Below are 2,986 nucleotides of genomic sequence, written 5' to 3'. Positions count from 1 at the left end.
GCAACACATTCATTGATTTATCTTTCAACCCATGCCTCGCCCACTCCCCCGCCCACCGCACGCCGCCGCAATTCGACCGTCTCCCCAGGCGAGAAGAACGCCATCCCCACCCCTCCTACAATCAAACTTGCAACGGCGACGTGTCGCGGGACCGCGGCGTCACAACGCCCGACGCCAGCCCCGCCCACCCGCCAGCAACCAGACGCGGGGAGGAAACCATGGCAGAGGACCAGTTCATTGCCTCGTTTGACGGGACAAAGCTCTTCTACAACCCGGAGGTGACGCCGGACGACAAGGCCGTCTGCGTCATCGTCCACGGCCTGTGCGAGCACCAGGGCCGCTACGACTACCTGGCCAAGCGCCTGCACGAGGCGGGCATCGGCACGTATCGCTTCGACCACCGCGGCCACGGCAAGAGCGAGGGCGAGTGCGCCTACTACTCCCGCTGGGACGAGATCCTGGACGACACCAACGTCGTGGTGGACCGCGCCATAGCGGAGAACCCCGACCGTCCCGTGTTCATGTTCGGCCACAGCATGGGCGGCTACTGCGTCGCGCTCTACGGCGCAAAGTTCCCCGGCAAGAAGCTGCGCGGCATCATCTGCAACGGTGGCCTCACGGAGGACAAGGCCGGCATGTTCGCGAGCACGCCCGAGGGCGTCGACCCGCACACGCAGCTCCCCAACGAGCTCGGCGACGGCGTCTGCAGCGTCAAGGAGGTCCGCGACTGGTACGCCAAGGACCCGCTCAACCGCAAGACCTTCGCGATCGGCCTGGTATACGCCCTCAAGGACGGCATCGCGTGGTTCTCGCACAACAAGGACAAGTTCGCCTACCCCACGCTGCTCACCCACGGCGAGAAGGACGGGCTCATCTCGTACGAGGACACGATCGACATGTTCGCCGCCATCTCCAGCAAGGACAAGCAGATGAAGATCTACGGCAACTGCTTCCACGAGGTCGTGAACGAGTGGTGCCGCGACGAGGTGATCGACGACTACATCGCCTGGATGAGTCACCGCATCTAACGCCATCCGCGGCGCCCACAGATTGCCCCCTCGATGTCACGGCGCGCCCACCGCGTGCCGTGACATTTGTCATCACCTGGCGCCTGAACGCACGCTCGGCTTACAAATGGGTAGAATGTGACCATTCGAAACATTGCGATTAGCGGGGAGGACTTCATGCTCAAACAACGGCACGGCTTCGTGCGCGGGGCCCTTGCGGTCACGTGTGCTCTTGCGATGGGACTCGGCCTCGTCGCATGCGGAACGGTCGACGGCAAGGCGGCGGACGCGACGGAGGTCAGCTCCTCGTCGCAGAAGAAGGAGACCAAGGACACCAGCTCGGACACCATGAAGGTGACCATCCCCAAGTACTTCTTCAACGGCAGCGCCTACTCCAACAAGACCACCAAGCAGATCAAGAAGCAGCTCGAGTCCACCATCGGCTCCAAGGCCGTCAAGAACAAGGACGGCAGCTGGACCGTCACCATGACCAAGAAGCAGTACAAGTCCTTCTCGACCAAGCTGCGCAAGAGCGTCAAGACCACGATTGACGCCATGGCAAACTCCAAGAGCTTCCCCAACATCCAGAAGGTCGAGTACAGCAAGAACTTCTCCAAGGCCACGATCACGCTCAAGACCGACAAGCTCGAGATGTCCGACATGTACGACGCCATCGCCGTCGGCCTGCCCGCGTGCGCCTACCAGCAGGCGGCCGGCAAGACCGTCAAGTGCACCGTCACCGTGGTCAACAAGGACGGCAAGAAGCTCGACACCACCGTCGTGCCGGACGACGTGAGCAAGTCCAAGGCCAAGTCCAAGACGGACACGGTCACGAGCCTGCTCAACAGCCTCACGGCCGACGGCATCACGATCGACAGTCAGAACCTGCCCAACATCGACTTCAGCGACGTCTCCTCGTCTGACATCGAGAACGCGCGCCAGACGGCGAGCGACGCCCTCTCGCAGGTCGTGTCGTCCCTCTCCCAGTAGGCACGCAGCCAGACACGCAGCCGCCACACCATCGCATCGCCCACGCGGGCGAGAAGAACGAGCCACCGACGCCCCCTCCGCAAGCCAACTGCGGAGGGGGCGTCTGGTTCAAAGTCCCTATGTCCCGAGCCGACGCGCCGCCGGACCCGGACCCCGCCTACTGCAGGCCGGGGATGTGCGGGATGGTGTCGAAGCCCGCCTGGAGCTCCTCGTCCGTGGGGATGTGGTCCTCGAGCTCGCCCTTGTTGTACTTGTCGTAGGCAACCATGTCGAAGTAGCCCGTGCCCGTGAGTCCAAACAGGATCGTCTTGGCCTCGCCCGTCTCGCGGCACTTCTCCGCCTCGCGGATCGCCTGAAGGATGGCGTGGGAGCTCTCGGGCGCCGGCAGGATGGTCTCGAGCTTGGCAAACTGCTCGGCCGCGCCAAACACGTCGGTCTGCTTGACGGCGACGGCCTCCATGTAGCCGTCGTGCTTGAGCTTGGACACGATGGGGCTCATGCCGTGGTAGCGCAGGCCGCCGGCGTGGTCCGGGCTCGGGATGAAGCCGTTGCCCAGCGTGTACATCTTGCAGAGCGGGCAGGTCTGGCCGGTGTCGGCGTAGTCGTACGCGTACACGCCGCGCGTGAGCGAGGGGCAGCTCGCGGGCTCCACGCCGATGAAGCGCGTGTCGGGGTGCGTGCCGTTGAGCTTGTCGCGCATGAACGGCGCGATGAGTCCGCCAAAGTTGGAGCCGCCGCCGCAGCAGCCGATCACGATGTCGGGGTACTCGCCCAGCTCGCGCAGCGCCTCGTAGGACTCGAGCCCGATGATCGACTGGTGCAGGACCACCTGGTTGAGGACGCTGCCCAGCTGGTAGCGGCCCTTGTTCTGGGGCACGTTGAGCGCGCGCTCCACGGCCTCGCTGATGGCCGTGCCAAGCGAGCCGGTGCACTCGGGGTCGGCTGCCAGGATCTTGCGTCCGGCGACGGTGGTGTCGGAGGGCGACGGC

3 protein-coding genes are annotated in these 2,986 nt (G+C 64.6%); 2 read left to right on the top strand and 1 reads right to left on the bottom strand.

What is annotated here, in order from left to right; translation table 11 throughout:
* Positions 1-218: 218 nt before the first annotated feature.
* On the top strand, positions 219-1,028 hold the full coding sequence (locus ACI38Z_RS04905) for an alpha/beta hydrolase (RefSeq protein ID WP_439789072.1): 810 nt from the start codon (positions 219-221) through the stop codon (positions 1,026-1,028).
* Positions 1,029-1,184: 156 nt separating this feature from the next.
* The gene (locus tag ACI38Z_RS04900; RefSeq protein ID WP_439789071.1) at positions 1,185-1,997 is read left to right on the top strand and encodes a hypothetical protein; all 813 of its coding nucleotides are present in this window, start codon (positions 1,185-1,187) and stop codon (positions 1,995-1,997) included.
* Positions 1,998-2,154: 157 nt separating this feature from the next.
* Here ACI38Z_RS04900 and ACI38Z_RS04895 read toward each other — a convergent pair.
* Positions 2,155-2,986, bottom strand: an 832-nt coding sequence (locus ACI38Z_RS04895; protein ID WP_439789070.1) for a TrpB-like pyridoxal phosphate-dependent enzyme, incomplete at its 5' end; no start/stop codon positions are given.

Source organism: Parafannyhessea sp. (genome assembly GCF_051876455.1).
In the GTDB taxonomy this organism is placed as follows: Bacteria; Actinomycetota; Coriobacteriia; order Coriobacteriales; family Atopobiaceae; genus Parafannyhessea.
This window is presented reverse-complemented; position numbering and strand designations above follow the sequence as displayed.

Bases quoted from the DNA above. Each gene is read 5' to 3' on its own strand.
- ACI38Z_RS04905 (WP_439789072.1), top strand. From the start codon at position 219: ATGGCAGAGGACCAGTTCATTGCCTCGTTTGACGGGACAAAGCTCTTC.
- ACI38Z_RS04900 (WP_439789071.1), top strand. From the start codon at position 1,185: ATGCTCAAACAACGGCACGGCTTCGTGCGCGGGGCCCTTGCGGTCACG.